Consider the following 25,610-nt stretch of genomic DNA (forward strand, 5'->3'; position numbering starts at 1 on the left):
GATCCGGTTGGGTCCCGGTTGCGGTCATGTGCATCACCTCGCTTCGATCAGAAGCCAAAGAGCTGTTTGAGGGTGGGGATGGCCTGCACGCCGATCAGCATGCCGCCCAGACCGACCAGCGCGATCAGCGGCGGTGCGGGCGAGCGCACCTTGATCACGCTGTACACGACGCCGATCAACACGCCGGCGCCCAATGAAGCCAGATACGATTCCATACGCCCTTCCCGACTGAATTAGAATGTGCCGCATTGCCGCCCGGGCGCCGTGCGTCGGCAGCCCGAACCGTTTCCGCCCGTTCGCTTCACTTCGCCGCCACGCTCTCCAGCCATGCAACATCTTCCCGATCTCGAAGCCTGGGCCATCTTCGCGCGCGTCGCCGAGACCGGTTCGTTCGCCAAGGCGGCCGACCTGCTCGGCATCTCGCAACCGACCGTGTCGAAAGCGATCGCACGCCTCGAAAAGCGCCTCGGCGCGATGCTGCTGTACCGCACGTCGCGCAAGCTGTCGCTCACGCCGACCGGCGAACTGCTGCGCGATCGCGCGATCCGCCTGCTCGCCGACGCCGAGATGATCGAGGACGAGGCCTCCGCGCACGCGCTCGAACCGCACGGTCTCGTGCGCGTGAACGCGCCGATGTCGTTCGGGCTGCACCACCTGGCGCCGGTGCTGCCCGCGTTTCTCGAACGCTACCCGCGCGTCGACATCGATCTCGTGCTGTCCGACCAGTTCGTCGACATCGTGTCGGGCGGCTTCGACGTCGCGATCCGGATCGCCGAGCTGAACGATTCCTCGCTGCGGGCGCGTCGTCTGTGCGCGGTGCGCCGGCCGCTCGTCGCATCGCCTGCGTATCTCGATCGGCATGGCCGGCCGACCCATCCGAACGAACTCGACCGGCACGTGTGCCTGACCTACACGAACATCCCGACGCCCGACTACTGGCGCTTTCGCCACACCGCGTCGAACGACGAAATCGGCATCCCCGTGCGCGGCCGCATCCGCACCAACAACGCCGACGTCATCGGCCCCGCGCTTCTTGCCGGCCACGGTCTCGCGCTGCAGCCGACGTTCCTGGTGTGGGACGCACTGCAAAGCGGCGAGCTCGAGGAAGTCATGCCCGACTGGAAAATCGCCGACATCAACGTCAATCTCGTCACGCCGCCCGGCATGCTGCGTGCCGCGCGCGTGACGGCGCTGCTCGAGTTCCTCGTCGAACATCTGTCGCACGCGCCGTGGGCACTGCCGCCCGTCTGAACGGGCGGCCCGTGCCCGTTACTTCGCCGGGACGGCCGGAATCGACTCGTGCGGCGTCGCGGTGCGCTGCGCGGCCTTGTGAACCATCGTGTACGCGTAGTCGACACCCATGCCGTACGCGCCCGAATGCTCCTTCGCGACCGCCATCACGGCGTCGTAGGTGTCGCGGCGCGCCCAGTCGCGCTGCCACTCGAGCGCGACCTGCTGCCAGGTGACGGGCACGACGCCGGCCTGGATCATCCGCTGCATCGCGAAGTCGTGCGCGTCCTTCGACGTGCCGCCCGACGCGTCGGCCACCATGTAGATTTCGTAATCGCCTTCGAGCATCGCGCTGAGCGCGAACGTCGTATTGCAGACTTCCGTCCACAGGCCCGACACGATGACCTTCTTGCGGCCGTTCGCGGCCAGCGCATCGCGGACCTTCTGGTCGTCCCACGAGTTCATCGACGTGCGTTCGAGCGTCTTCTGGTTCGGGAACACGTCGAGCAGCTCGGGATAGGTGTAGCCCGAGAAGCTGTCGCTTTCGACGGTGGTGATCGTGGTGGGGATGTTGAATGCCTTCGCGGCCTTGGCCAGCCCGACGACGTTGTTCTTCAACGTCTGGCGATCGATCGACTGCACGCCGAACGCCATCTGCGGCTGCTGGTCGATGAAGATCAATTGGCTGTTCTGGGGGGTGAGGACTTCAAGCTTCGGGTTGCTCATGGCGCGAATCATCCTTTGGACAGGAAACGTTTGAGGCTTGCCTCGACCGGAAACCGGGAGGAGCCGACTGTGCGTTACCCCGGAACGGCGTCTTCCGGTTGCAGCCATTTAATCGGAAAAGTCGCGGCTCGAACATCCAAGAAATGGAATCGATCGAATTCCGAAAGAGAGGGCTCTCGAAGGGCCATCTGCCCTTTTGTTCCACACGTAAACCCGATACGCTTCCAGCACGTTGAAGGCGCGCCCTTCGCCCCCGATCAGCCTATCACGAGAGGTTTTCACCATGAAACCGTATTTTCTGTCGCTGTTCGCAGGCATCCTCGCCGGCGTCATCTACGGCGCGCTCGGCGTGAATTCGCCGGCACCGCCGATCATCGCGCTCCTCGGCCTGCTCGGCATGCTGGCCGGTGAACAGATCCTGCCGCTCGCGCGCCGAATGCTGTCCGGCTACCGGCTGAATACCGCGTGGCGCGACGCACAATGCAGCCAGCACATGTTCGGCACGCTGCCGGGCGGCGCCGCGAACGACCGCAAGCCGTCGTGATGCACGGCTCATGAACAACGTCGAACTGTTTCATTACCTGCTGCTGTTGATCTGCGGCGCGGGCGCGCTCACGTGGCTCGCGGAGCGGATCTCGATTCCACCGGCCGTCGTGCTGCTGCTCGGCGGCTGCGTGGTGGCCGTCGCCGGCAAGCGCGTGCCCGACATGGACCCGGCGCTGCTGCTTGCGGCCGTGCTGCCGCCGCTGCTGATGTCGAGCGGTTTCTATACGGCATGGAAGGAATTCCGGCACGAGCTCGGGTCGATCGCGTCGCTCGCGCTCGGCGCGGTGGCGTTCACCACGATTGCGGTCGCGCTTGCCGTGCATGCGGTCAATCCGGCGCTGCCGTGGGCCGCATGCTTCACGCTCGGCGCGATCGTGTCGCCGCCCGACGCGGTCGCCGCGAAGGCGATCCTGCAGCGCCATCCGCTGCCCGCCCGGCTCGTCGCGGTGCTCGAAGGCGAAAGCCTCGTCAACGATGCGTCGGGCCTGCTGCTGTATCAGATGGCCGTGTCGGCCGCGCTCGCCGTCACGATCACGACCGCGAGCGCCACCGGCCTGTTCTTCTCGCTCACGCTGATCGGCATCGCGGTCGGTCTCGCATGCGGTCATGCGATGTGCTGGGTGCTGCAGCGCCTGCGCGAGCCGATGCTCGGCATCGTCGTGACCTTCGCGATGGCGTGGGGCAGCTACGGGATCGCGGAAGCCGTGCACGGCTCCGGCGTGCTGTCGGTCGTGACGTGCGGCCTCGTGCTCGGCGTGCGCCAGCATCGCGTGTTCGACGCCGACATGCGGATCAAGGCGAAGGCGACCTGGGAAGCGATCGTGTTCGTGCTCGACGCGCTCGTGTTCATCCTGATCGGCCTCGCGCTGCACGCGATCCTCGCGCGCGTGAACCACGAAGGCGCGGTGCTGATGGCCGGCCTGCGCGTCGCGCTGCCGGCGACGGCCGCCGCGATCGCCGCGCGCGTCGTGTGGGTGTTCGTCGCGATGTGGCTGCCGGGCCGCCTGCGCGCGCCGCGCGCGGGCCACGCGCCCTGGTCGTGGCGCGAGGCCGTCGTGCTCGGCTGGTCCGGCATGCGCGGCGTCGTGAGCCTCGCGGCCGCGATCGCGCTGCCGAACGACTTCCCCGGCCGCGACCTGATCCTGTTCAGCACGTTCCTGCTGATCATCGCGACGCTGGTCGTGCAAGGCGGCACGCTCGCGCCGCTGATCCGCGTGCTGAAGCTGCGCCCGGCCGCGCGGCACACGATGTCCGAGCATGCGGTGCGCGCCTACACGTTCGGTGCGGCGCTCGCCGAACTCGATGCTCGCGAACAGCGCGGCGCGGGCCTCGAACGCGCATCGCTCGACCGGCTGCTGACCGAATACCGCAGCCGCGTCGCGTTCAACGAACGCGCGCACCGCGACGGCGCCGAACCGGCCGACGTGCGCGCGCGGATGCTGCGCGTCGAGCTGGAACTGGTCGGCGTGTCGCGCGACGCGCTGCTCGGCCTGCATCGCGACGGCCGGGTCGACGATGCGGTGTTGCACCGCATAGAATCCGAGCTGGATTTCGAGGAACTGCGGCTGCAGCGCCTGCTCGAACCGTAACGCCTCGCCTGCCCGGCCATGCCCGGCCGGCCCGTCTCCCCTTTCCCCACATGGAATTGCAATGAGCGAACTGTCCGTCGAAGCGAGCATCGGCTCCGTCGATTACCTGGTCCATTTCACCGACGGCGTGCATCAGTGGCGCGCCGACGAACCGGTGTCGCTCGGCGGCGGCGATACCGCACCGACGCCCGTCGCGCTGCTGCTGTCGAGCCTCGGCGCCTGCACCGCGATCACGCTGAAGATGTACGCGCAACGCAAGGGCTGGCCGCTCGCCGAAGTCCACGTGAAGCTCGCGCACGAATCGGGCAGCGCGGGCAGCACGATCATGCGCCGCATCACGCTCGACGGCGACCTGACCGACGAGCAGCGCGAGCGTCTGCTGCAGATCGCGAACGCGTGCCCGGTGCACAAGATCCTCACGCACCCGATCGCGATCGATACGGCCATCGCCTGACTCACCGACACCGAGAAACCCACCATGTCCGCATCGATCAAGACCCTGCTCACGCCGCGCGAGAGCGACATCGGCAACCTCGTCGTGCGCCGCGTGCTGCCCGCGCGCGCCGCGCGCCTCGTCGGGCCGTTCATCTTCTTCGACGAAATGGGGCCGGCCGTGCTGCCGGCCGGCAGCGGGATCGACGTGTTGCCGCATCCGCACATCGGCCTCGCGACCGTCACCTACCTGTTCGACGGCACGCTGATGCATCACGACAGCCTCGGCTTCCGGCAGAAGATCGTGCCCGGCGACGTGAACTGGATGACGGCCGGGCGCGGCATCGTCCATTCGGAGCGCTCGCCCGACGAGGACCGCCCGCATGAACAGCCCGTGCACGGGATCCAGACCTGGGTCGCGCTGCCGGTCGAGCATGAGGACACCGCGCCCGCGTTCGTGCATCACGCGGCCGACACGCTGCCGTCGTTCACGCGCGACGGCGCGCGCGTGCGCGTGATCGCGGGCACCGCATTCGGGCTCACGTCACCGGTCGCCGTGTTCTCGCCGACGCTCTACGCGTATGCGGAATTCGCCGCGGGCGCGCAACTCGCGCTCGATGCGGAACACGAAGAGCGCGGCGTGTATCTCGTCGACGGCGACCTCACGGTCGACGGCACGCCGCTCGCACCGGCGACGATGGCCGTGCTCGAACCCGGCGCGAACGTCGCGCTCGCCAGCGGGAACGGCGCGCGCGTGATGCTGCTCGGCGGTGCGCACCTGCCGGGCGAGCGGTTCATCGAATGGAATTTCGTGTCGAGCGAGCGCGCGAAGATCGAGGCGGCCCGCGACGCGTGGGCCGCGCAGACCTTCGGCAAGGTGCCGGGCGAGGAAAACGAGTGGACGCGCCAGCCGGCGCGCCGCGCGCAGTAAGCCGACAGCGTCGGCATCATCGATGCAACGCGGCCGGCATTCACGCCGGCCGCGTTGCGTTTACCGCTTCAATCCCATCAGCTTCGCGAGCACCGGCCAGCGGTCCAGCGATTCGACAAACGCGCGCCGCGCCTGCTCATCGACGTAGCGTGCGGGGTCCAGCGCGGGCAAGTGCCGCGCGAGGCCGAGCACGTCGTTCGGTTGCGACAGGCGATCGTCGTCGCCTTCGCCGATGTTTATTGTTCGTCGATCCATACGCCGTCCGGGGTCTTCACCGCATAGCCGGTGCTCGTCTGCATCGTCACCGTGCCTTCGTTCTCGCCGACCATCCGCGTGCGCGGCAGGTCGGCCGCATATTGTGCAAGCGTCACGCCCGGCTTGAACGGGCTGTTCGACACGAGGTTCGACAGCAGCTGCGCGAGCGCGAGAAAGCTCGTCGCCTGGTCGATCACCGTCGTCGTCCCGTGATTGCCGGTGAAGCCGACGAGCCGCACGCCGACCGGCCCGTGAACGATGCGCGGCGTCGGAATCTCGCGCAGGCCCGCGACCTGGTTCTTGTCGCCGCGCAGCGCGGCGCCGTGCTCGGGCACGAACACGATCACCGCGCGCCGGCCCGACTGCGCGATCAGGTCGGCGAGCCGGTCGAAGTCGTTCATCAGCCTGGTCGCGCGCTGCGGATACGAATCGATGCTGGTCAGCCCACTCCCCACCACGCGGTTGCCGTCGTGCAGGCTGATCGTGTTGTAGTACAGCACGACCGGGCCCGGCACCGACGCGCGCTGCGCGTACCAGCTCGCGAGCGTGCCGTAATCGTCCTTGATCGCCGAGCCGTCGAACGCATGCATCGCGACCGGCGCGGCGGCGTTCGAGATCATCGGCGCGTCGGGCACGCCGATATTGTCGTGAATGACCTGGAGGAAGTTGTCGAAGTGGCCGTCGTGGTTGAGCAGCGACTGCACCGTGTAGCCGGCGGACGCGAGTTGCGAGAACAGGTGGCACTGCTGCGGCGCCGGCTTGTACAGGTCCGCATGCGCTTCCTGCCCGCAGCTCGCGCGCAGCACGCGGATCGCGGCCGGGCCGCTGTAGCTCGCGGCCGTGCTGAAATTGTTGAACAGGTAGTCGAAGTGATTCAGCATCGGGTGGTTGCGCACCTTCGCGGCATCGAGGTCGTCCCACGACAGCGAGCAGACGTGCAGCACGATCACGTCGAACTGCGCGGCCGGGTCGTTGCCGAGATGACCGAACGCGACCTGGCGCTGCGATTCCTGCGCGCGGAACGTCGCGAGCGCCGCGTTGTGATCCTCGGGCTGGCCGGCGCGCGCGCCCGTCGCGGCGACCTGCTGCGGCAGCGGCGCGACGACGCGCGCCATCAGCCCGTTGCCGGCCTGCCACAGCGGCATCACGATCAGCACGGCGAGCACGAAGGTCGCGACACGCACCCAGCGATTGACGACGAAATAGACGATCAGCACGCCCACGACCGTCAGCACCAGCACGGGCGGCAACAGGCGCGGCAGCAGTTCCATCCAGTAGTCGAGGCGGAATGTGCCGACCTCGCGCGCGGCTTCGGCGAGGCGCGCGAGCGGCGGCGCATGCATTTCGCGCGCGAGCAGCGGCACCGCGATCGCGATCGCGACGAGCTGCCGCACGATGCGCCACGCGCGGCGCCGGATCGGCGCGCTCGCCGCGAGCGCCAGCGCGAACGCGAGGTTCGCGAGCCACAGCGGCTGCAGGTGGCCGGTCGCGAACAGCGCGAACTTCAGGATGAAATACAGATTCCAGAACGTCATTTGAACCACTCCGTGATGGGCGCCGCGTCAGTCGCGCGCCCGATCGAGCTTCGGCGCCAGCATCGACTGCACGCCGCGCGCCGCGCCCTTCCACATTCGTACGTAACCGTCCAGGCCCACGCGCAGCACTTCCTTCAGCCCGCGCAGCGGCGTGTCCGCGCGCGCGCTGGCGTGCCAGTCGAGCCACGCGTCCGCGCGGCCGAACGTGCACTGCACGAGCTGGCGCTCCTGCTCGAGCGTCAGCGCCTCGAAGCTCACGCCGACGTGCGTCGGCGTCACGCGGCTCACGCGCACCGGGAACGGGAACGGCCGGTCGCCACGCGTCACGCACACCGTCAGCGTGTCGCCGACCGCGAGCGGCAGCCCCGGCACCGCTTCGAGGCCGAGGCCGCCGGTCGAGTAGTCGCTGGTGAAGCAAGCGGCCGTCGACCCGTCGGCGAGCAGCAGCGTCGCCGGCACGCGCATCGCGATCCGGTGCGTGACGCGCACCTGTTTGGTCTCGCGCGCGACGGCCAGCGCGGCGCCGAGCATCGCGAGGTTGTAGACGGTCCAGCCGAGCGTGATCAGGATCGTCGACGCCTCGTCGCCCTGATCGGCCGCGAGCCGCCACACGCCGGCCGCGATCGCGAGCACGTTCAGCGCGAACAGCACGAGGTACGGCTTCGACGTCGACCAGTCGACGTAGCCTTCGTCGATCTTGCCGCCCTTGTCGGTCACGTTGAACTTGCCGTGCTTCGGGCTGAAGAACGCGACGGTGGTCGGCAGCGCGATGTACCACGCGAGCACCGATTCATAGACCTCGGCCCAGAACGAATGGCGATAACGCCCCTGCATCCGCGAGTTCGCGACGTTCGCGAGCACCAGGTACGGGATCACGTAGCTCGCGAGCGCGATCGACGACGCATTGATGAAGTACAGGTGGAAGAACAGGTAGGCGAGCGGGATCGTCAGGAACACGAGCCGCGGGATCCCGTAGAAGAAATGCAGCATCGCATTGCCGTAGCAGATCCGCTGGATGAAGCCGAGTCCGCGCCCGAGGAACGGATTGTCGATGCGGAAGATCTGCGCCATCCCGCGCGCCCAGCGCGTGCGCTGCTTCACGTGGCCCGCGAGGCTCTCGGTCGCGAGGCCGGCCGCCTGCACGGTCGGCAGATAGGCCGACGTGTAGCCGCGGCGATGCAGCTTGAGCGCGGTGTGCGCGTCCTCGGTCACGGTCTCGACGGCGACGCCGCCCACCTCCTCCAGCGCGCTGCGCTTGAGCACCGCGCACGATCCGCAGAAGAACGTCGCGTTCCACAGGTCGTTGCCCGACTGCACGAGCCCGTAGAAGAGGTTGCCCTCGTTCGGGATCTCGCGGAACGTGCCGAGATTGCGCTCGAACGGATCGGGCGAGAAGAAATGGTGCGGCGTCTGCACCAGCGCGCATTTCGGGTCGCGCAGGAACACGCCCATCGTCGTCTGCAGGAACGAGCGCGTCGGCACGTGATCGCAGTCGAAGATCGCGATGTATTCGCCGTGCGTCTTCGGCAGCGCGCGGTTGATGTTGCCGGCCTTCGCGTGGCGATTGTCGTCGCGCGTCAGGTAGCCGATCCCCGCTTCCCGCGCGAACGCCTCGAACTCGGGGCGGCGGCCGTCGTCGAGCAGGTACACGCGCAGCTTGGCCGTCGGCCAGTCGATGCTCTGCGACGCGAACACGGTCGGCTTCACGACCGACAGCGGCTCGTTGTAGGTCGGGATATAGATGTCGACGCTCGGCCAGCTGTCGGGATCGTCGGGCAACGGCACGATCGGCCGGTCGAGCGGCCATGCGGTCTGTATGAAGCCGAGCAGCAGGATCATCCACGTGTAGGCTTCGGCACCGTACAGCAGGTAGCCGGCGAACGCCTCGACGGGGCTGCGGAAATCGAGCGTCTGGGTCGTGCGCCACCACACGTAGCGGACCGTGGCGAGCAGCGCGAGCGACGCGAGCGCGAGCGTCGGCAGATGGCCCGGCAGGCGGCGCAACGCCAGCGCCAGCACCGCGACGATCGCGAAGAACGCGAACTGCGCGCCGGGCATCAGCGGCGACATCCCGGCCGCGGCCCACATCAGCGCACCGGCGATCAGCAGCAGCGGTGCAAGCCAGCGGTGCCGGCCGACGCCGTGCGCGCGCGCGTCGAGCCAGCCGCCCCAGCGCGCCCACGGCAGGCGCCCGAGCAGCGCGTCGAGGCGGGCGCCGAGCGCGCGCGCCGCGACGTAGACCGGCACGACGAACGTGTCGAACCATGCGAGCGGATCGCGCGCGGGCCGCTCGTCGGCCGCGCGCGGCGCGCGCACGATCGCGCGCCACAGCCATTCGCGCGGGCTCAGCGGCTGCAGCACGCCCCACTCCTTCGCGAGCCACAGGAAGGCAACGCGCGCCCGGCGGCTCATGGGATCGGGCCGGCCGGGCGGCGGTGCATGGAAGAACAGCCGCACGAGCCAGTCGAGCAGCGTGCGCTGGGCCGGCAGCCCGATCCCGCGCGCACACCAGTCGGTCGCGCGCCGGGCCGCGGCGCGCCAGCGCGACGCGAACGCGGCCTTCATCGCCGCGCTCCCGTGCGGCCGGCCGCGGCCGCCGCGAGCCACGCGTCGACCCAGTTCGCGACGCCGTTCAGGTCGTGCGACGCCTGCGAATACGGCGCATCGTCGAAGATCCAGGTGCCGCGCGCGAGCGTCTCGGGCACGGCCGCATCGACGTGAATCCGCTGTTCGAGCATCGACGCCGGCCCCGCGACCGCGCGCAGCATCGCGAGCGCATCGCGCTGCATGTCGCGCGCCGGGTTCAGCCGGTTCACGACGATCTGCAGGTCGCCGCCGCCGGCCCGCAGCGCGTCGAGGCGCGCGGCGACCGTCGCGCACGCGGCCGGTTCGGGCGGCACGACGACGAGCGTCAGGTCGGCGCGGCGAATCGCCTGCTCGGCCTGCGGCGACGGATAGCGCGCGGTGTCGACCAGCACGACGCCGTCCGCCGGCAGCGCGATCTCGTCGAGCGCGCGCGACAGCCACGCCGGATCGGCCGCGAGCCGCGCATCGCAGGCGGCGGCGCCCGCTGCGTCGACCTGGCCATACGGCACGAACAGCACGCCGTCGGCGTTGCGCCACGTATGCGCGTGCCATGGCGCGGCGTCGCCGGCGTCACCGAGCAGGCTGTGCGCGAGCCCGTGCTCGGCCAGCGTGTCGAGACCGAGCGTCGCGCCCATCAGGTTCTGCGCGTCGAACTCGACCGCGACGACCGGCCGGCCGCGGCGCGCGAGCAGCACCGCGAGCGCACCGGCGAGCGTCGTGCGGCCCGCGCCGCCGGTCGTCGACGTGACGGCGATCGTCTTCATGGCGCGGCCTCGTCGGTACGGCCGGCTTCGGGCAGCAGGCGCCCGCGCAGCGCGACCGGCACGAGTTCGCACGGCACCGCGTCGCGCCGGTGCAGCCCGCGCGGCGCATGAAAACCGCGGCCGAGGCCCAGGTGCTGCGCGACGATCCACACCGGCACCGCGATCGCGATGCCGACGACGAATCCGATGACGAGTTCGGCGATCATGCGCCCTCCGGCTTGCGCAGCGGCATCGCGCTGCGGATGGCGCCGCGCGTGCGCGCGACGGGAAATTCGGCGGACGATGCCGCCGTATCTGCGGCCGGCGTGGCGTCGCCGGCGTGCGGCGCCGCATCGGCATGCGCGTCGACCGTCCCGGCCGCAGCGACTCCGGCGTCCGGTTCGGCGCGCGGCGCGACATCCTCCGCGCGTTCGATCGGCGCGCGCGCCGCGCCGGCCGGCTTCGCCGCCGCGAACAGGTCGCTGTAGTCGGCGATCGGCGCGCGCCGGTTCTCGGTCTTCAGCGCATCGAGCTCGGTGTCGATGCTGCCCTGTCCGAGACACACGACGCGATCGGACAGCGTGTCGACCGGCACGTCGAAGATCCGCGTCAGCGCGTCGTCGGCATCGGCCGGCTCGCACGCGAACAGGAACACGTACAGGTGTCCGGCATCGGCGGTCACGACGTCGCCCGCGCGGCGCGGCCGGCAGTGCCGCAGCGCATCGACGTGCGACACGCCGGGCAGCAGCGCGATCTTCGCGAGCGTATGCGGCAACGCGAGCACGGCGCCGCGATCGAGCACCGCGCGAATCCGCAGACAGAAGGCGCCGACCGGCAGATAGCCCAGCACCGAATCGCCGAGCGCGGCCGCGAGCGCCGCACGATAGTCGGCCGCGACGGGCCGCGCATAGAGCTGCCCGCGCAGCGCGTTGACGGCCGCGTGCACCCGCGACACCGGCAGGTCGCGCGCGACGACGCGATTCGCGCCGACGCTCAGCACGAGCATCTCGAACTGCTGGCGCAGCACCTCGCCGCGCTCGACGACGGCGATCTTCAGTGCGCCGCCGGATTGTCGGCGCAGCGTGTGAACGGCCGCGCACAGCGCCTCGAGCTGCGCGTGCGTGCGGAACGCCAGAACCGCGGTCGCGGCCTGCGCATGCGCACAGGCGGCGACGACCGCCGCGTTGTCGTCGACGATTTCCCAGCCGGCAGGTACGCGGCTCGTTTCGTCGAGCACCGCGCGGCTGACGACGACGCGATCCTCGTCGGTCGCGAGCTTCATCCGGCGCGACGGCTCGGCGGCGGCGCCGTCGACGATCGCGGCGAGCCGGCCGCTCGGCGCGAACCGCAGCGGCCGCACTTCACCGGCCGCGAGCGTGTCGCCGGCACGCCAGAAATCGACGACCCACAGCAGCTCGCCGTGCGTGCGCTGCAATTGCGCGACGCCCGAGCACACCCCGTGAAAGCCGCTGCGCGGCGCGCGATTCGCGTCGCGCACGAGCGGCGGATCGTCGGTATCGAGGTCGGCGCCGGTGCGCACGATCTCGGGATCGACCAGCAGCACCAGCGCGATCCGGTGCGTGCGGCACCAGTCGGCGAGCGCGTGTGCCTCTTCCGCGAGTGCCGCCGGATCGCCCCAGCTGAACCAGCGCTGCGCGCCTTCGATGAAATACAGCGAGCGTGCGCGAAAGCCGTAGCGCTTCATCGCGCGCAAGCCACCCGTGAGCCGAGCGAACGGACCGGGCGCCGCACGGCGCGGCGCAGCGGTTTCGCGCGCGGCATCGCCGTCGGCCGGCTCGTGCGCGGGCGGCATCGCCAGCACGTTCAGGTTGCGCGGCCAGCCGGCCGGCTGCGCGCCGCCCGCGAAACCGCGCGACGCCATCTGCGCGGCGACGCGCGCCGCGTCGCGCGCCAGCACGACCGTCACGTCGCGCGTGCGCGACTGCCGCGCGCTTTCCCACACCAGCGCGTCGCACGCCGGCGTGCCGGCAGCGGCATAGATCGCGTACAGGCCGCCCGCTTCCAGCTGCGTCCACGTATCGGGCAGGCCGTCGATCGCGAGCCGGCTCAGCGGGCCGGCGCGGCCACCGGCCGGCCCGGTGCGCAGCAGCGCGCGCAGGCGGCCCAGCAGGCCGGCGGCGCCGAGCGCGGGACGGGTTGCATCGATTTCCGTATTCACGCGCTTCCCCCAAGGTCTGCTTGCATATGGAACGCACACGCGTTGCCACGAGAACGGCCGCTCGCGACGCGTGGGACGCCGCGAATACTGGCCGTATTCGCAAGGAGCGCAACGCGGCGAGCGGCCGTTCTCGTGGCAACCCCAAACCAAAAAGTCGTTCCAGGGGAACGCCCGAAATCGCATGTACGTTCCATATGCAAGCAGCCCCTAGTAATCCGAATAAAGCCGCACCGGCGTCGGCGTGACGAGCCAGCTGCGCTCCGCGCGTGCGTCGAACGCATAGCGCAGGTACACGAGCGCCGAACTCGGCGCATAGTCGTGCGACCGGTCGACGTGCAGTTGCGCGCCGACGCTCAGGTGCGGATTCACGCGATATTCGACGATGCCGTTCACGCCGTACGAGAACGACACGCCGCGCGTCGAACTGCCCGTGTAGACGAGCCCCGCCGCCTCCTGCGCAGCGCGCTGGTTCGCAAAGGTCGGGTAGAACAGCGAATCCTTTTCGTAGCTGTTCGAGATCCCGGCCGTGACCGTCAGGTCCCACGACAGCGCGTCGCGCCGCCCGGCCCACTCGATCGGCACGCCGAGCGACAGGTAGCGCTGCGGGCTGTAGTAACCGCCCTGCCCGTACGTGTAGTAACGCAGGTTCTGCGCGTAGTGCCACGCGTTGCCGACGAGCCCCGTGCTCACCTTCATCGTCGCGCGTTCGTACACGGGCACCGTGAAGCCGGAGCGCAGCGTGACTTCCGCGTTGCGCTCGACGTTGCGGCCGGACAGCACGCCCGCGCCGAGTTCGGCGAACAGGTTCACGCGCCCGACGTCGACCGCCGCGCGCAGGTTCACGCCATCGCGACGCACGCCGCCCCATACGGCCCCGGTCCACGGATCGCGCATCCCCGCATACGACAGCACGCTGCTCGTCTCCGGCCGGCGCGACGCGTTCACGGTGAAGCTCGCCGGCCCCGCGTCGAAGCGGTAGCGTACGCCGCCGACCAGGTAATGCACCGGGAAGCCGAGCGGCGACGTGCCGAGGTCGACGCGCCATGCGTCCGTGCGATAGCCGGCGCCGAGCGCGACGCCCGTCATCGGCTGATGCAGGTCGCCCGCCGGATGCGCGATCGACGCGGCGGCCGACGGATTCGCGGCGAACGGCGCGGGCAGCCCGATCGGCGTGTTGAGCGCCGCGTAGGTCCCGAACGTCTTCAGCGAATACGCGTTCGGGTCGCTCGTATCGAGCGTGCCGGCGTCCAGATGCACGGTGTCGAGCTGCAGGAACGCATGCCCGTCGTAGCGCACCGGCATCTGCACGTAGATCGGCACCTGCTGCGCGCGGTACGCGGAAATCCCTTCGTCGCCCGACTTGTACGCGGGCAGCCAGCCGATCTCGATCTCGGGATCGCGCCGCTGCGCAAGATCCGCGAACGCGGCCTGCGCGGGCGTGCGACCGTCGCGGCCGGGGCTCACGCCGCTCGTGCGCTCCTGCGACAGCGACAGCCGGTACAGCGATGCGGCATCGTCGTAGCGGCCCTGCGCCTCGGCCACGCGCCCCGCCGCGACCGTCACGTCGGCACGCGCCGGGTACGCGGCCTGCAGCGGGTCGATCACCTGCGCGGCTTCGTCGGGGCGGCGCAGCGCGTTCAGCCGGCGCACGACCGACAGCCGCGTATCGACGTCGTCGTCCGGCGTGCGCGCGAGCACGGCCTGCACGCGTGCGAGCGCGGCCGCGCGGTGGCCGCTGTCCTCGTCGATGCGCGCGAGCGCGAGCTGCGTATCGGCATCGTCCGGCGTGCGCGCGACGACCGGCGCGAGCGCGTCGCGTGCCGCGTCGTAACGGCCCTGCGCGCGTTCGAGGTCGGCCAGTTCGAGTGCGTAGCGCTTGTCCGCGCGGCCGGCCGGGCTCGCCCGGTCGAGCAGCGTGCGGGCGCGCGCATAGTCCCGTTGCGCGATCGCGTCGTCCGTCTGCCGCAGCACGAGCCGCAGCGACTGGTCCTCGATCCGCGCGGTCTGTGCCGGCGTCAGCGCCGGCTCGCGGCGCAGCGCGTCGAGCCACGCGGCGAGCGCGTCGTCGCGCCCCGCGCTGCCGAGCAGGTCGCCGTAGCGCAGCCGCACGTCGGGATCGGCCTCGCGCGGATGCGTGGCGATCCAGTCGCGCAACGGCGCGAGGCCGCGCTCGGGTTCGCCCGCGTCGATCCACTGCGCGCCGATCGCGGCCAGCATGTCGGGATCGTCCGGCGCGCTCGCCTGCGCATGGGCGAGCGACGCGGCGAAGGCCGCACGATCGCCACGGCCGAGCGCGCCGCGCGCGCCGGCCAGCGAACCTTCCGCGTCGAGCTTGCGTGCGAGCGCACGCATGCCGTCCGAACGTTGCGCATCGTCGACGCCCGCGAGCGCGGCCTGCGCGCCCGCGATGTCGTCGAGCGAGTTGCGATACAGCGCGGTCGCATAGCGCATCTCGGGCGTGTCGCTTTGCGCGAGCCCGTCGTCCATCACCGTGCGGCCGAGCTGCGGCAGCCCCATGTCGCGATACAGCCGCGCAAGCGCGAAGCGCGTCCACGGCGCATCGGGCGCCGCGCGCACCGCCGCTTCGTAGCGTTGTGCGGCCGGCCCGCGTTCGCCCTTGTCCGCCAGCGCGCGCGCCTCGCTCGCGAGCAGGTCGGCGCGCAGCCCGTCGAGCGCGTGACGATCGTCGCGGCCCGTCACGCGGCTCTGCAGCGCGTCGAGCAGCGGGCCGATGCGATCCGCGCGGCCGGTGTTCTCGTACAGCGTCGCCGTGCCGCGCACCGCCGACAGGTTCGGCGAACGTGCGGCCAGCAGTTCGCGCAGCAACGGCTCCGCGCGCGCCCAGTCGCGCTGCGCGAGCAGCGCATCGGCAAGCTGAAGCTTCGCGTCCGGGCTGTCGGGCTGCATCGCGAGCGCGGCGCGCGCCGCGCGCTCGGCATCCTGCGGCCGTCCGGCCGACGCCGCCGCGCGCCCTTGCGCGATCAGCCCCCAGAACTGCGCGGTGCGCGCGAGGCTCTGCCACTTGCCGCGCTGGTCGGTCGACAGCGCCGCGGCACGCGTGAACAGCGCGCGCGCTTCGTCGTGCCGGCCTTCGCGCAGGCGCAGCAGGCCGAGCCCGCCGACCGCATCGGCATCACCCGCGCGCGCCTGCGCGGCGCGCGCAAGCAGCGGATCGGCGCCGCTCAGATCGCCGCGCGCGAGCGCCTGCAAGCCGCGCTGTTGCGCGATGTAGCCCGGATCGCGCTCGAGCAGCCGTTGCGCGTCGCGCTGCCGCTCGATTGCGGCGGCGCGAGCGCGGAATTCGGTGTCGTCCGGCACGAGCGCGAGATAGGCACGCAATGCGTCGAGATAGGCGGGATCGGTGCCGGCGGACTGCAGCACGCGCCGCCACACGGCCATCGCTTCCGTATGGTCGGCGTCGGGCCGCTTCGCGAGCGACCACGCGATGCGGTTCGCCTCCGCACGCGTGTCGTCGCGCTGGTTCAGGAGCCGCGCGAGCGCCAGCGCCGCGTTCGAATCCTGCGGGTCGGCCGCGACCGCGCGGCGCAGCGCGGCGACCGCCGGTTCGCGGCCGCCCGGCGCGTTCGCGACGATCTGGTAATACTCGGCGCCCAGCGCACCGGACGGCGCGCCGTTCGGAAACAGCGCGACGATCCTGCGGGCCGCCTCGTCGGCGCGGCCGCTGCGCGCGAGCAGCCGGATCTGCGCCATCTCGCCGCGGCCGCTCGTCGCGACGCGATATTCGTCGGCCGCGCGGCGCGTGTCGGGCGCCGCGGGTGCGCGCGCCTGCAGGCGCGCCAGCGTGGCCTGCGCGCCTTGCGCGTCGCCGAGCCGCAGCAGCACGCGCACCTGTTCCGCGAGCAGTTCGGAATCATCCGGCGCGATCAGGAGCCCCTTGCGCAGTGCGTCGCGCGCGAGGTCGTCGCGATGCTTGGCGCCCCACATGCGGGCGGTCGCGAGCTGACGCCGCGCGTCGGGCGACGTGGCCGAGGCCGAGGCCGGCGCCGACACGGCATTCGGCGCGACGGGTTTCGTCGCCGCGACGGCGACGGTGGCCGGCGCCGCCGCGGAGACCGACGACGCGAGCCACGCAAGCCCCGCGACACGCCGCGCGCCGTGCTTCATCGGGCCGCGCATGAACGGCCCTCCCAGCGCGCATCGAGCGACCCGTCCGCGCCGAACCGGTAACGGCCCTCGCGCCAGCCGAGGCCGAACAGCGTCAGCACGCTCGTGTAATAGCCGGGCGCCGACTGGCGCGCGAGCGCGTCGACACGGGCCGCCTGCGCATCGGCGAGCGCATGCTGGCCGCGCGCGTCGAGGAACGGCACGGCCGCCGCCGAGAAGCCGCCGTTGCCGTCGTTCGGCCCCGCGACGCCGGTCGTCGTATCGACCTTCTCCGGCGGCGCGCCATGCGCGGCGATGTAATCGGCGAACGGTGCGAAGCGCGCGAGCAGCGGCGCGGCGAGCGGATCGGCGCGATCGAGCATGCCGGCCCACAAGTACACGCGTATCGCGTTGTACGCGCTTTCCGCGTGGGTCTGCGGATCGGGCGCGAAGCCGGCGCCGGCGCGATACAACGCCCAGTCCGGCGCAAAGCCCTTGGGCGCGGTGTCGAGCAGCACGCGGCCGGTGCTGGCCGCGAGCGCGGCCCAGCGGCGATCGTCCGGCAGCCGCGCGGCGAGCCCGCGGATCACCTGCGGCGGCGAATAGCTCGGGTTCACGCGCCATCGACCGTCGGCCAGCTTGAATCCGGTCGGTCCGGGCAGCAGCGTGAGGCCGAGGCCCGGCACGCTGGCCGTCTCGTCGTCGAGCACGCGCTTCGCGAGCAGCGCGCCGCGCGCCGTATAGCTGCGCTCGTGCCACAGCCGTCCGGCTTCGACGAGCGTGTACGCGATCCACAAGTCGGCATCGGACGCCGCGTTCGCGTCGAGCACGCGCCACGCGCCGTCCGGCGCGCGGCCCCACAGCCACGCTGGCAGACGGGCGCTCAGGTCGCCCTGCGCGAGGTTGTTCTCGGTCCATGCGAGGATCGTGTCGAACGTGCGCCGGTCGTTCGCGACGAGCGCGAAGAACAGTCCATACGCCTGCCCCTCCGATACCGTGCGCGAATCCGTCGAGCCGACGTCGATCACCCGGCCGTCGGCCGACACGAAATCGCGCTTGAACGCGTCCCAGCGCGGCCACGCCGCGCCGCACCGCACGTCGGCCGTGCCGCCTTGCGCGGCCTGCGCGCGCCCGGCGGCGCCGGCCGCCGCGCACACGGCCGCGACGGCCAGCACGAGCGTCGTGCCGACCCGCCGCGCCGGCTGCGCTGCCCGTCGCCTTGCGAATGCCCACGCCATCCGTTACATCCCCCGTCGGCGCGCGGCGATTCTCTGCAGCACGCTGAACACGCCGAGCGCGAGCAGCAGCCCCGCGACGACGCCGACCACGCCGAGCACCACCGGGTGTCGCGCCGCTTGCGTCCAGACGCGCGCGTACCACGGCACGAAGCCGACCACGTACGGCTCGCCGACGCGCAGGCTGTCGACCTGCCCCGGCCGCACCAGCGCGAGGTCGCCCTGCAGCTGCGACACGAGGCCCGGCTTCTCGAATACGTCGAGCAGATCGGCCAGACGCGTCTGGTCGGTCGCCGTCAGCGCCACGACGCTGCGGCCATGGCTGCCCGGCAGCTCGAACCCGGCCAGCGCCGCGAGCGAGCCCGTCTGTTCGATATGCGCGCCGCCGTCGGCCATGCCGACGCCGTTGCGCCAGCGCTCCTTCACCGAGAACGCGACACGCGTCGCGCCCGTGCCGGCCTGCTGGTCGATCGACAGCGGCAACGCCGCGCGCCAGTGCGACAGCAGCGGCGACGCGGGCGAGCCGTCGATCACGAGCAGGTCCTTGCGGCCCGCGAGCGCGGCGACGTCGCCGGGCCGCGCGACCTGCACGCGCAGCGCCGGGAAGCCGGTCCACTGCCCCATGTGGCCGAGCATCGTCAGGTAGGCTTCCAGCTCCTGCGGCGACGGCCGGTCCGGCATCACGACCGCCGTCTGCGACAGGTCGGCGAAGCGCGTGAACGGGAAACCGCTGTTCGCGAAGAACGCGAGGTTCGGCAATTGCGCGTAATGGACGAAGTGCGAGAAGTCGATCGTCGAATCCGGATCGATCGCCGCGCGCTGCGGCTCGGTCGCGGTGCTCGAGCAGAGCCCCGTCTTCTGCGAATCGAGCGTGAAGCGGAACTGCAGCTGGTTGCCGCTGCCGACCCGGAACGCCGGAATGTCGACATCGCTCGTCACGCGCCCTTCCGGCACCGACAGCAGCGGCAGCTGCATGCGCCCGCGCGCGTCTTCCGCATGGGTCGGCCCGAGCCGGTACGACTTCACGAGCTGTTCGTTGATCTCGACGGCGAGCGTCGAGTTGTCCTGCACGGTCGGCGCGGTGTAGCGATAGCGCAGCGTGATCGGCACGCCCGAGCCGTTCCACGAATGCAGATCGGCCGGCACGCGCAGGTTCAGCCGGATCGCGTCGGGCGACGTGCCGCGCACTTCGAGTTCGCGCGGATCCGACACCAATTCGCGGAACGTGATCGGCCGGTTCACCGGCAGCCAGCGCGGTGCGTCGTACGGCTTGCGCGGCGCGCCGAGATCCACGTGCGCGACCGTCGCCGCCGGGCCCGACAGCGCCGCGCGGCCGAGCACGAGCGCCGCGACCGCGTCGTCGACCTCGGCGGCCGTGCGGCCCGTCACGACCAGCAGCTTGCGGCCCGGCGCGGCCGGGTTGTCGGCGACGGCGAGCAGCGGGCCGTTGACCGACGGCAGCGCGAGGCCGGCCGGCAAGGTCGCGGCCGTGCCGACCACGACCGCCTGGTCGTCGGCCGGGAGCGTCGCCGCAACCGGGAAGCGCGCCTGCCGGTAGTCGGCCAGCGCGCCGAACCACGACGCGAGCACGCCGGCGCTGCGCAGCGTCGCCGAGTCGGGCGACGCCGGCAGCACGAACGGCAGCCGCAGGAGCCCGTTGTCGCGCCGGTCGAAGAACGGCGCGGGCAGCAGCGCGAGATCGTTCGGCAGGCGCACCGGCGACTCGTCGAGGATCAGTTCGCTCGTCGGGCTCACGTCGGCCCACAGCGCCGAGCTCGACGGGTCCTCGCAGTGGTCGAGCGTGTAATGCGCGATCAGGCGCAGGCCGATCTGGTTGAAATCGGAGAAGTAGCGCGGATCGATCGGGATGTCCTGCGTGACCGTACGGCCCGCGCGCGTCGCGTCGAACGGGACGGTCGCGACCACCTCGCCGTTCATCGACACCTTCAGGTGCGACATCGGGAAGACCAGCGCCGGCGAATACGCGTAGGTCAGGCGCAGCCGCGCGCCGGTGACCACGCGGTCGAGCCGCACGCCCGCATTGATCGTGCGCGCGTCGTCGGCGCCGCGCAGGTGGACCGGGTCGAACGCGCCGAGCGACGCGAACGGCAGGTGCACGGTCGTCGCGGGCTGGCCGGCGGCGCTCGGCACGGCCGCGCCGCTGGCGGACGCCGAAGCGGCCGCAGCCGGCATGGGCGCGGCCGACAGCGCGGCCGCATGGAACGCGCCGAACGTGGCGAGCGACAGGACGAACAGCGACGCGGCCGGCTTCATGCGCGGCCCCGCTTCGTCAAGATCGTCCGGTCATCAAGCGCGCCGCAACCGACGCGCGCAAAGCAGCTATGCCCGTGAGTGCACATCCCCACTGCTTCCCCTCAAAGTCTGGCCTGAATGCATTTATCGAAACGACGCGGCGAATCATTGTGCAGCCGATTCGTCGGACAGCGCGCACCGGGCACCGGCGCTCGCACATTCGTCACACTATCTCAAAATCAAGACAAAACTCGCCCTGATTCGTGCTGACGAAGCGAAAAACAACTCAATCCGGTCGGAAATGCTGCGCGTCGCGATGGAATGGCAAGAGTTACACCGTTGCTGCCGGCCGGACCGCCCGGCATACTGCCGGCGCTGCCGAACCGGCGGTCCGGCGCCCCGGGAAACCGGCCGGATGCCGGCGGCGGCCCGTTGCGGGCCGCCCGGAACGCGCTGCCGCGTGAGCGGCGCGTATGCTACCGCAAGCCCGGGCCGCGTGCTTGGCTTTCTTCATGGAAAACTGACTTGGATCAAATCGTCGACACCGCTACCCCGTCCTCCGACACGCTGCTGCGCATCATCGCCGCGCAGACCGAGATCGCGAAACTCGGCCTCGACCTCGGCAGCGTGATGGCTTACGTGACCGAGCAGGTGCCGCAGCTCACGGGCGCGAGCGGCGCGGCGGTCGAATTCGCCGAAGGCGACGACATGGTGTACCGCGCCGCGTCGGGCTCCGCCGCCGGGATGCTCGGGCTGCGGCTGCGCCGCTCGGGCAGCCTGTCCGGCCTGTGCGTGACGCGCGGTGAACTGCTGCACTGCAAGGATTCGGAATCCGACCCGCGCGTCGACCGCGATGCGTGCCGCCGGGTCGGGCTGCGCTCGATGCTGGTGATGCCGCTCACCCACGCGGACACGACGGTCGGCGTGCTGAAGGTGATGTCGCCGGACATCGACGGGTTTTCGGCCGCCGATGCCGGGACGCTGCGGCTCACGGCCGACCTGATCGCCGCCGCGATGTTCCACGCGGCGCGCAACGAGGCCAACGAGTTGTACCTGCGCGCGACGCACGACGCGCTCACCGGCCTGCCGAACCGCGCGCTGTTCTACGACCGCCTGCGCCAGTCGATGCATACGGCGCTGCGCGCGAACGGCCGGCTCGGCATCCTCAACATCGACATGGACGGGCTCAAGCCGATCAACGACGGCTACGGCCACCGCGCGGGCGACGCCGCGCTGCGCGAGATCGCCACGCGGATGCAGCGCGCCGTGCGGCGCTCGGATACGGTCGCGCGCGTGGGCGGCGACGAGTTCGCGGTGATCCTGCCGAACATCGGCAGCCGCGACGACGTCGATGCACAACGCGCACGGCTCGCCCGGCAGGTCGGCGAGCCGTTCGAATTCGAAGGACATCCGCTGCGGCTCGGCGTCAGTGTCGGCGTCGCGATGCTGCCTGACGACGGCACCGACATGAACGCGCTGATCGAACGTGCGGACCAGGCGATGTACGCGGTGAAGCGCACGCGGACGCAGCGGGCGGCGCACGCGTAACCCGCCTGACCGGCCGGGGCCGCGGCCGTCCGGGCCGGTTACGGATGGTTAGCCGACCCGCGCCACCGCGATTGCAAAACCGACCACGATCCACTGCACGATCGCGACCAGCATACCGGCACGGCACAACCCGACCGCACCGCGCACACGCGCGTCGAGCGCGCGTCCGGCCTTGCCTGCGTCGATCCAGCCGAGGTCGGCAAGCGCGCGATCGAGCGCGGCCAGCCCGTCGTCGGCCGACGCATCGCCCGATGCCGTGCGCGCGAGCGCGGCGAACAGCCGCCGGTCGATCTCGATGCGCACCGCGTACCACAGCGCGGCAATCCCCGACCCGGTGCTGATCACGGCCAGCAACACACGCGCGATCGTCGCCGGCGGCCAGCCCGCCGCGATCCACCAGCCTGCGCCGGCCGCGGCCAGCGCGGCCGCGATCGCCCACGCGCCGGCGTCGAGCGCCCCGCGCGCGGCGGCGATCCGGAACGGTGCGGACGGGTCGCGCATCACGCCGCTCCCGTCACGCGGCGACGGTCGATCCAGTCCTGCAGCACGGCCGCGCCGTCGTCCGACCATACCGCGCGCGGCCGCATCGCCCGTACCGCGGCAAGCGCGTCGCGCGCGTCGCCGAGCCCCCGCCGCGCGGCGAGCCAGGCAGCCGCGCACAGCACGCTGCGCCCGTAGCCGAGCGCACAGCAGATCAGCACGTCGCGCCCCTCGGCGTGCAGGCGTTCGAGCGCCGCGACGGCCGCCGCGAGCTGCGCCGCGGTGGGCGCGACGAGGTCGAGCTGCGGCACCGACGCATACGCGAGCGACGCGTCGGCCGCGGCCCAGCGCGGCATCTCGGCCGTCAGGTCGACGAGCGCGGTGAAGCCGTGGCGTCGCAGGTCGCGCGTGGTCGGCGTGCGGCCGATCGACACGCGCTCGTCGATCCGCGCCGGCGCCGGATGCCGGAACGTCCACACCCGCGAGTTGACGAACGCGCCGGCGATCGTTGGTGCGAGCAGCCAGCGGATGAACACCGGGAAACGGCCCGCGTCGTCCTTCTGGAACGCACCGGGCGCGCCGCGCCGGTAGATCCACGCGACGCACGCGAGCGCCAGCGCGACCCACCCGGCCGCCAACGCCCAGCCCGGCGCGCGCGACACGCAGCCAAGCGCCACCAGCGCGACCAGCGCCGCGCCGAGCGCATAGCGGCGGGCGAGCACGCGGCCGCCTGCGGACGGCGAGCCGGTCACGCCCGGCAGTCGCCCCGCGGCGTCACGCAACGGAAACAGGAACAGCGCCAGGCAGCCGACGGCCGCACCGGTCGGCACGTCGATCGCATGATGCTGATAGGTCGTCAGCACCGACACGCCGATCGCCGCGAACCATGGATGCAGCACGAACCGAGCGAGCGTGCCGCGCAACTGCTTCGCATAGACGGCCCACAGCACGACGAGCAGGCCGATGTGCAGCGACGGCGCCTGGTTGAACGGCTTGTCGAACCCCATCAGCAGCGTGAACAGCGCGCCGGCCACGCCGCCCGCGTCGGGCCGCTCGAAGCCGAAGCGCAGCGGCCACGCGACGAAGCACGCGACCGACACCAGCTGCACGGTCAACAGCCGCTTCACGTGATCGAGCAGATCGTCGCGGCGGGTCCAGAAGAAGAACGACAGCGCGTACAGCAGGTCGATCGACCAGTACGGCACGATGGTCCATGGCACGAACGGAATCGCATGTTCCCAGCCGAACGCGAAGGTCGGCACCACGGCCCGGCGCGCGGCGAGCCAGTTCGCGAAGCCGTACGAGGAAAAGAACACCGCGCCCATCGCGGCGAGCCAGCCGACGCGCAGCACGAACGACGCGTCGTGCGCGCCGGCCGCCGACTCGGCGAGACCGTCGCCCGCGCCCGCGCCGCCGCCGAGCGCGCTCATGACGCGTCGATCCGTTGCGCGAGGCTGACCGTGAAGATGCCCATCTCGTCGATGCGCTGGTCGAGCTTGCGAAAGCCCGCGCGCGCGACGAGTTCGTCCATCTCGGCCTGCGAGCGGCGGCGCATCACCCAGGTCGCGTCACCGCGATGATTGTTCAGCGCGCGTGCGATGAATTCGAGCTGCGGATGCCACGGTTGCCCGGTATAGACGAGATAGCCGCCGGGCGGCACCGCCTGCGCGAGCCCGCGCAGCGAACGTTCGATCAGCGCGTTCTCGCCGAACAGTTCATACAGCCCCGACACGATCGCCAGCGTCGGACGCGGCTCGAGCGTCGCGAGCGACGCCTCGTCGAACGCGTCGCCGTGCTCGAAGCGCGCGATCGGCTCGAGACCGCGCTGCGCGATCAGCACGCGCCCGGCCTCGACGTTCGGCGGGCTGTAGTCGCGCAGCGTGATGTCGTCGGGCGCCGCGCCGTCGCGTTCGGCGGCCGTCGCGATCGCGTCGAGCACGTAGCGGCCGTGCCCGGCCGCGATGTCGACGATCCGCACCGGTTCGCCGTGGCCGCGCAGCCGGCCGATCGCCGCACCGATCAGTTCCTGCAGATGCACCTTGCGCTGACGGATGCCGACCCAACCCGGCGAATCGAGATAGGTGCGGTCGATCAGTGCGCCGACGCCGAGCCGGCCCTGCGCGCGGTTGCGGTACACGTAGTCGAGCGTCGAACCCGAATCGAAGCCGAGCCGCAGCCCGAGCGCGATGCCGTCCGACAGCGCGCCGCCAGCCTTCAGACCCGCCCGCGTGATCGCCCAGTACGCCCGTGCGAACGGGTTCGCGGGCGGGCGGCCGAGCGCCGCGTATTCGTCGTGGAATGCGCCGCGCCGGTCGGCGTCGGCCAGCGACACGCGCGGGCTCGGCGTATCGAACTCGCGCAGCACGAACGCGCGCAGCGGCGCGAGCGCCCGCGCGCGGTCGCGCTCGCCGAGCGTGTCGTGATAGAAGCCGGGCAGCACGATGCGCTCCTTGCGCGCGGCGCCGAGCCGCTCGAAGAAGCGGTCCTGCGGGCCGCGATGCACGACCCAGTCGGCGCCCGAGATCAGCAGCTGCGTCGGCACGGTGATCGCGGCCGCATCGGCGACGATCCGCTTCGCGGTGTCGTGCAGGTCGAGCAGCATGTTCACGGCGATCGGCCGCGTGATCAGCGGATCGGCCGCATAGCTGGCGATCCGTTCGGGATCGTGCGTGAGGAATTTGGGTTTCACGTAGCTGTTCACGTAGAACAGCCCGCGCAGCTTGTGCATCAGCCGCAGCCCCGGCCGCGCGAACGGTACGTAAAGCTTGATGTGGAACGCCGGCGACGCGACCACGAGGCAGCGGATCGGCGGCGCGTAGTCGTGTACCCAGGTGGCGGCGAGCACCGCGCCGACGCTCTGGCCGACCACGGCCATGTCCTCGATCGCGATGCCGTGCGTGTCGCGGATATGCTCGACGAAGGTCTGCAAGTCGCGCACCGACGCGGCCGCGCTCGGGCTGTAGCCGCGCGCGCCGGGCGAGCGGCCGTGACCGCGCGCATCCCACGCGAAGAACGCGAAGTCCGGCAGGTCGAGCTCGTCGACGAGGTGCGCGACACGCGCCGAATGTTCGTGGCCGCGATGCAGCAGCACGATCGCGCCGCGGCAGCGCGGGCCCGTCGCGGGCCAGTGGCGATAGAACAGCGTTTCGCCGTCGTGCGTGATGAAGTCGGCCTCGCGGGCCGTGCGTGCGTTCATGCGATCTCTCTCGTTTCGTTATTCGAATCATGCGGCGCCGCC

General features: G+C 71.3%; 20 protein-coding genes. 6 read left to right on the forward strand and 14 right to left on the reverse strand.

Translation table 11 applies throughout. From position 1 onward, the window contains the following. Nucleotides 1-47 precede the first annotated feature (47 nt). On the reverse strand, nt 48-215 hold the full coding sequence (locus WS49_RS00005; protein ID WP_059523305.1) for a DUF1427 family protein: 168 nt from the start codon (nt 213-215) through the stop codon (nt 48-50). Nucleotides 216-327: 112 nt separating this feature from the next. Here WS49_RS00005 and WS49_RS00010 point away from each other — a divergent pair, with 112 nt between their 5' ends. After that, nucleotides 328-1,251 carry a LysR family transcriptional regulator gene (locus tag WS49_RS00010; protein WP_059523307.1) on the forward strand — a complete coding sequence of 308 codons (924 nt, stop codon included), beginning with the start codon at nt 328-330 and terminating at the stop codon, nt 1,249-1,251. Nucleotides 1,252-1,269: 18 nt separating this feature from the next. Here the strand turns inward: WS49_RS00010 and WS49_RS00015 are convergent, their stop codons facing one another. Further along, a complete protein-coding gene (locus WS49_RS00015; protein WP_059523309.1) occupies nt 1,270-1,956 on the reverse strand; it encodes a hydrolase in 687 nt (228 codons plus the stop codon). A gap of 283 nt (nt 1,957-2,239) precedes the next feature. Between WS49_RS00015 and WS49_RS00020 the strand changes: the two genes are divergently transcribed. The 4 genes from WS49_RS00020 (at nt 2,240) to WS49_RS00035 (ending at nt 5,454) form a co-directional block, all read left to right on the forward strand. Continuing rightward, nucleotides 2,240-2,500: a DUF1427 family protein gene (locus WS49_RS00020; RefSeq protein ID WP_059523312.1), complete on the forward strand. Its 261-nt coding sequence runs from the start codon at nt 2,240-2,242 to the stop codon at nt 2,498-2,500. Nucleotides 2,501-2,510: 10 nt separating this feature from the next. Then, nucleotides 2,511-4,091 carry a cation:proton antiporter gene (locus WS49_RS00025; protein ID WP_059523313.1) on the forward strand — a complete coding sequence of 527 codons (1,581 nt, stop codon included), beginning with the start codon at nt 2,511-2,513 and terminating at the stop codon, nt 4,089-4,091. Between the two features lie 61 nt (nt 4,092-4,152). Next, nucleotides 4,153-4,545 (forward strand): OsmC family protein, encoded by a 393-nt coding sequence (locus WS49_RS00030; protein ID WP_059523315.1) that lies wholly within the window; start codon nt 4,153-4,155, stop codon nt 4,543-4,545. 24 nt (nt 4,546-4,569) lie between these two features. Next, nucleotides 4,570-5,454 (forward strand): pirin family protein, encoded by an 885-nt coding sequence (locus WS49_RS00035; RefSeq protein WP_059523317.1) that lies wholly within the window; start codon nt 4,570-4,572, stop codon nt 5,452-5,454. A 60-nt stretch (nt 5,455-5,514) separates the two neighbouring features. Here the strand turns inward: WS49_RS00035 and WS49_RS00040 are convergent, their stop codons facing one another. The 9 genes from WS49_RS00040 to bcsB form a co-directional block, all read right to left on the reverse strand. Beyond that, on the reverse strand, nt 5,515-5,709 hold the full coding sequence (locus WS49_RS00040; protein ID WP_059523319.1) for a hypothetical protein: 195 nt from the start codon (nt 5,707-5,709) through the stop codon (nt 5,515-5,517). Continuing rightward, complete coding sequence (gene bcsG / locus WS49_RS00045) at nt 5,691-7,244, reverse strand: cellulose biosynthesis protein BcsG (RefSeq protein WP_059523321.1); 1,554 nt, start codon at nt 7,242-7,244, stop codon at nt 5,691-5,693. The genes WS49_RS00040 and bcsG overlap by 19 nt, the downstream gene beginning before the upstream one ends. A 27-nt stretch (nt 7,245-7,271) precedes the next feature. Further along, nucleotides 7,272-9,809, reverse strand: a complete 2,538-nt coding sequence (gene bcsA, locus WS49_RS00050; protein ID WP_059523820.1) for a UDP-forming cellulose synthase catalytic subunit — start codon at nt 9,807-9,809, stop codon at nt 7,272-7,274. Continuing rightward, the gene (gene bcsQ / locus WS49_RS00055) at nt 9,806-10,594 is read right to left on the reverse strand and encodes a cellulose biosynthesis protein BcsQ (protein WP_059523323.1); all 789 of its coding nucleotides are present in this window, start codon (nt 10,592-10,594) and stop codon (nt 9,806-9,808) included. The genes bcsA and bcsQ overlap by 4 nt, the downstream gene beginning before the upstream one ends. Next, a complete protein-coding gene (locus WS49_RS00060) occupies nt 10,591-10,800 on the reverse strand; it encodes a hypothetical protein (protein ID WP_059523325.1) in 210 nt (69 codons plus the stop codon). The genes bcsQ and WS49_RS00060 overlap by 4 nt, the downstream gene beginning before the upstream one ends. Next, nucleotides 10,797-12,752: a cellulose biosynthesis protein BcsE gene (gene bcsE, locus WS49_RS00065; protein ID WP_059523327.1), complete on the reverse strand. Its 1,956-nt coding sequence runs from the start codon at nt 12,750-12,752 to the stop codon at nt 10,797-10,799. The genes WS49_RS00060 and bcsE overlap by 4 nt, the downstream gene beginning before the upstream one ends. 207 nt (nt 12,753-12,959) lie before the next feature. Then, the gene (locus WS49_RS00070) at nt 12,960-16,889 is read right to left on the reverse strand and encodes a cellulose synthase subunit BcsC-related outer membrane protein (RefSeq protein WP_059523329.1); all 3,930 of its coding nucleotides are present in this window, start codon (nt 16,887-16,889) and stop codon (nt 12,960-12,962) included. Further along, a complete protein-coding gene (gene bcsZ, locus WS49_RS00075; RefSeq protein ID WP_059523333.1) occupies nt 16,874-18,094 on the reverse strand; it encodes a cellulose synthase complex periplasmic endoglucanase BcsZ in 1,221 nt (406 codons plus the stop codon). The genes WS49_RS00070 and bcsZ overlap by 16 nt, the downstream gene beginning before the upstream one ends. A 3-nt stretch (nt 18,095-18,097) precedes the next feature. Continuing rightward, on the reverse strand, nt 18,098-20,365 hold the full coding sequence (gene bcsB / locus WS49_RS00080) for a cellulose biosynthesis cyclic di-GMP-binding regulatory protein BcsB (RefSeq protein WP_059523335.1): 2,268 nt from the start codon (nt 20,363-20,365) through the stop codon (nt 18,098-18,100). A 504-nt stretch (nt 20,366-20,869) separates the two neighbouring features. Here bcsB and WS49_RS00085 point away from each other — a divergent pair. Further along, nucleotides 20,870-21,892, forward strand: a complete 1,023-nt coding sequence (locus WS49_RS00085) for a sensor domain-containing diguanylate cyclase (RefSeq protein ID WP_059523337.1) — start codon at nt 20,870-20,872, stop codon at nt 21,890-21,892. A 48-nt stretch (nt 21,893-21,940) separates the two neighbouring features. Here WS49_RS00085 and WS49_RS00090 read toward each other — a convergent pair whose 3' ends face one another. The 3 genes from WS49_RS00090 to WS49_RS00100 are packed head-to-tail and all read right to left on the reverse strand — an operon-like array spanning nt 21,941 to nt 25,568. Next, nucleotides 21,941-22,393: a hypothetical protein gene (locus tag WS49_RS00090; protein ID WP_059523339.1), complete on the reverse strand. Its 453-nt coding sequence runs from the start codon at nt 22,391-22,393 to the stop codon at nt 21,941-21,943. After that, complete coding sequence (locus WS49_RS00095) at nt 22,393-23,802, reverse strand: phosphatase PAP2/dual specificity phosphatase family protein (protein WP_059523341.1); 1,410 nt, start codon at nt 23,800-23,802, stop codon at nt 22,393-22,395. Before WS49_RS00095 ends, WS49_RS00090 begins: the two co-directional genes overlap by 1 nt. Beyond that, nucleotides 23,799-25,568 carry a bifunctional alpha/beta hydrolase/class I SAM-dependent methyltransferase gene (locus WS49_RS00100; protein ID WP_059523343.1) on the reverse strand — a complete coding sequence of 590 codons (1,770 nt, stop codon included), beginning with the start codon at nt 25,566-25,568 and terminating at the stop codon, nt 23,799-23,801. The genes WS49_RS00095 and WS49_RS00100 overlap by 4 nt, the downstream gene beginning before the upstream one ends. Nucleotides 25,569-25,610: the final 42 nt, after the last annotated feature.

This window comes from Burkholderia sp. RF7-non_BP4, assembly GCF_001521935.1.
GTDB lineage: Bacteria > Pseudomonadota > Gammaproteobacteria > Burkholderiales > Burkholderiaceae > Burkholderia > Burkholderia diffusa.